This is a genomic window from Steroidobacter sp., assembly GCF_016790065.1.
GTDB lineage: Bacteria > Pseudomonadota > Gammaproteobacteria > Steroidobacterales > Steroidobacteraceae > Steroidobacter.
The window spans coordinates 1-3,770 of sequence record NZ_JAEUPY010000923.1; the positions used below are offsets into that span (position 1 = coordinate 1).

The following is a 3,770-nucleotide window of genomic DNA, read 5'->3' on the forward strand; positions in this document are numbered from 1 at the left end:
GACATGTTCAAGGCATTGCCGTATTCATCGACGAATGGGCCGATGGTTTGCAACAGGCCGCTGCCGGTGTTGGAACTGCCGGTGGCGTTCTTGTTGGAAATGGTCACCAGCGTGTCCAGGTCGTGATCGACCAGATAAAACAGCGTGGTGGTGGCGCCGTTGAAGTTGTTGTTGTAGGCACCGCCGACGATTTCCGGATCCTTGCCGAAATTCACATCGCCTTGGGCATAGGTGAATTTGGTTTGTACCGCGGTGGTGTTCAGGTTGCCGCCGTTGGCGCCGTTCACCACCGCAATGTTTTGATCGTTGCTGCCAGTGATGCGCAGCGCATTCAATACTGGGTTGAAATCCACCAGCGCGCCGAAGCCGCCGGTGAAACGCGGATTGACGGTGCTGACTTTGGTGCTGGCGCCGAAGTAACGCGACGACAGGTCGATGGTGTACAAGCCGCCGCGATCGGTGAGCCCATACAATAGCCCGTCGGCGGGACGGAAGTCGATGCCGATGAGATTGCCGCCGTCGGAAACATCGACGCGGCCGCCGCGTACATACTGACTGGCGCCTGGCTTGAGAATGTAGAGCGCGTTGTCGCTGGTGAGCGCGTAGACACGCGAGTTAGGTAAGGTCACGCCTTTTGCGATGCCGCTCGTCGCCACCGCAGTCGTTTGCGTTTGGGCGCTGACGATGCTGACGCCGAGCAACGATGTCGCCGTGGCGACCGCTGCCCAAGCTGCCGATGTTCTCGTCGATCTCATGACTTTCGACCTCAGGTGAATTTGCTTGCGAACATGGCCGCGAGGTCGAAGCCATCGCGGGAGAGCGGCGCTGCTCTCGATGCCAATATTCGGTATTGCAGCAGAGATCGGATGCAGTGTTACGTCGCCAGCTCATCATTTGTGTATTGACAAGGTTCGCCGCCGAACGTCATAAACGCGCTCCGCGCGCGACGTTCAGTTAGTGAATGCGTGTCAGCATGCAGTCAGCTCCGAGTCAGCTGAATGTCAGCTGCGAAATGCACATTGGGAGCCGGCGAATTTTTCGGTCGAAATCTTGGAGGTGGTTGTGAGTTCAGTGGTCACGCGTCGGTCGGTTCTTCAGGGCGGCGTTGCTGCCGGCGTCGGGTTAGCGCTGAGCGGTACGATCGCTCAAGCCGCTGCAGCCAAGAGCGGCAACCTGCCTGCCATCACCAAGCCAATTCCTGCCACCGGCGAGTTGTTGCCTGTAGTGGGGTTGGGTACCAATCAATACAGCGTCACCGCGCCGGAAGAAATCGCTGCGCGTCGTGAAGTGCTGGACAACTTCCCCAAGCTGGGCGCGAAGATCATCGACACGGCCCGCGGCTACGGCGAGTCCGAAGTGGTGATCGGTAATTTGCTCAAGGAGCTGGGCAATCGCGACCAGATTTTCCTGGCCACCAAGACGCCGATCCGTGGCGAACCGGTGGGCGGCGACGGCGAACTGGAGCTGGCGTTGCAGCGCTTGCAGACCGACCGTATCGACCTGTTGCAGATTCATAACTTCAACGGCATCGAGGCGCTGTGGCCCAAGCTGCAGGAATGGAAACAGGCCAAGAAGGTGCGCTACATCGGCATCACCACCTCTTCCGACGATCAGTACCCGCAGGTGCTGGAAGCGCTCGCCAAGTACAAGCTGGACTTCCTGCAGGTCGACTACTCGATCGACAATCGCGGCTCGGAAGAAAAGATTCTGCCGCTGGCCAAGGAGAAGGGCGTGGCGGTGTTGACCAACCTGCCGCTGGGCGGCCGTCGTGGCAGCGTGTTGACCAAGGTGTCGGGCAAGCCGCTGCCGGCTTGGGCGGCCGACTACGATGTGACCAGCTGGGCGCAGCTGTTCTTGAAGTACAACATTGCCCACCCGGCAGTGACGGCCGTGATTCCGGGCACCACCAAGATCGCGCACCTCAAGGACAATCAGCTGGCCGGCCGTGGCCGCCTGCCGGATGCCGCCGGCCGCAAGAAGATCGAGGAGTTGTGGGCGTCGATTTGATTAATAACTAGGTACAGCGATGTACCTGGCAGGATGCCCGAGTCGCTGTTAAATCAAATTAGGTAGGGCTGCGTCCAGCGGAGCAGCCCGCCTAAATCCATCGCGCCCGACTGCCGGGCAATCTCCCGGCCCTGTTTGAACACCATCAGGGTCGGGATGCTTCGAATCCCAAAGCGCGCCGACAGCGACGGCTCATCGTCCGAGTTGACCTTGGCGAAGCGCGCCTGAGTCAGCAAGCGCCGGCTGGCCTCTTCGAAATGGGGCGCCATCATTTTGCAGGGGCCACACCAGGGCGCCCAAAAATCCACGATCAGCGGCAGGTCGTTGCGGCTCACATGCCGGTCGAACGATGCAGTGGTCAACTCCAGCGGCTGGCCGGCGAACAGTGCGTGATGGCATTTCGGACACTTCGGACCCTGGTCGAGGCGATCCGCGGGAATCCGCACCACAGAATCGCAATGTCCGCACACTAGATGGACACCGGAGGCAGTTGCTTGGCTCATGAGCGGGATAATGGGGTACGAAAAATCGCATACAAGAGCACGGCGGGGCCATTAGTCCGACACACATTCGGCGGGCATTTCGAGCACAATAGACGGCCCTCCCCAACCCTCAGCGCATGAAAGATCTCACCCAAGGTTCCATCGCCGGGCATCTGATCTCGCTCGCCGTGCCTACGGCTGCCGGCATGCTGTTCCAGACGCTGTACTACTTCGTTGACCTGTACTTCGTGGCCGAGCTGGGGGATGCCGCGGTCGCCGGAGTGAGCGCGGCCGGCAATGTGATGTTCATCGTGCTGGCCCTGACTCAGGTGCTGGGCGTGGGTACAGTCGCATTGATATCTCATGCGGTGGGTCGCAAGGATCAGGAAGACGCCAACCTGATCTTCAATCAATCGTTGCTGATCGCGTTCCTGTGCGGCGTGTTGGTGCTGGTCGTGGGGTATGGCGTGGCTGAGCCGTACCTGCGCTCGATTGCTGCCGACCAGGAGACCATCGATCAGGGGCGCGCTTATTTGTATTGGTTCCTGCCGGGCATGGCATTGCAGTTCGCGCTGGTGGCCATGTCGTCGGCGTTGCGTGGCACCGGCATCGTCAAGCCGGGCATGGTCGTGCAGGTGCTGACGGTGTTGATCAACACGGCGTTGGCGCCGGTGCTGATCGCCGGCTGGGGCACCGGCTATGCGATGGGCGTGGCGGGCGCGGGGCTGGCAAGCACCATCGCCATCTCGGTCGGTATCGTGCTGTTGTCGATCTATTTCCGGCGCTTGGAAAAATACGTTTCGTTTCATCCTGAACAATGGCAGCCGCGGGTCGCGGTATGGCGGCGCATGCTCAACATCGGCTTGCCGGCCGGCGGCGAGTTCGCGCTGATGTTTCTTTACACCGCCATCACCTACTGGGCGATTCGAGACTTCGGCGCGGCGGCCCAGGCTGGCTTCGGTATCGGCTCACGCATCATGCAGGGCATATTCATGCCGGCCATGGCCATTGCTTTCGTGGTGGCGCCAATCGCTGGTCAGAACTACGGCGCGCGCCGCTTGGAACGCGTGCGTGAGACCTTTCGGATCGCGTCCATGCAATGCGTGGGCGTGATGCTGTTGCTGATGGTGTTGTGCCAATGGCAACCGGAAGCACTGGTGGCGTTCTTCACCAAGGATCCCGAAGTGATCGCGGTGGGCGCGTTGTTCCTGCACCTGATCTCCTGGAACTTCGTCATGAGCGGCCTGGTATTCACCTGCTCCGGCTTGTTCCAGGCGCTCG

The 3,770-nt window shown here is 60.5% G+C and carries 4 protein-coding genes; 2 read left to right on the forward strand and 2 right to left on the reverse strand.

Going from position 1 to position 3,770, the window contains the following annotated elements; genetic code table 11:
* A partial coding sequence (locus tag JNL55_RS36715; protein ID WP_293866907.1) for a DUF4394 domain-containing protein occupies nt 1-755 on the reverse strand: 755 nt, incomplete at its 3' end.
* A gap of 307 nt (nt 756-1,062) precedes the next feature.
* On the opposite strand from JNL55_RS36715, the gene JNL55_RS36720 reads away from it, so the two are divergent.
* Nucleotides 1,063-2,007, forward strand: coding sequence for an aldo/keto reductase (locus JNL55_RS36720; RefSeq protein ID WP_293866910.1), 945 nt, complete (start codon nt 1,063-1,065; stop codon nt 2,005-2,007).
* Nucleotides 2,008-2,060: 53 nt separating this feature from the next.
* Here JNL55_RS36720 and trxC read toward each other — a convergent pair whose 3' ends face one another.
* Nucleotides 2,061-2,510, reverse strand: coding sequence for a thioredoxin TrxC (trxC, locus tag JNL55_RS36725; RefSeq protein WP_293866912.1), 450 nt, complete (start codon nt 2,508-2,510; stop codon nt 2,061-2,063).
* Between the two features lie 116 nt (nt 2,511-2,626).
* Here trxC and JNL55_RS36730 point away from each other — a divergent pair.
* Nucleotides 2,627-3,770: MATE family efflux transporter (locus tag JNL55_RS36730; RefSeq protein ID WP_293866914.1), on the forward strand; the 1,144-nt coding region annotated here is incomplete at its 3' end.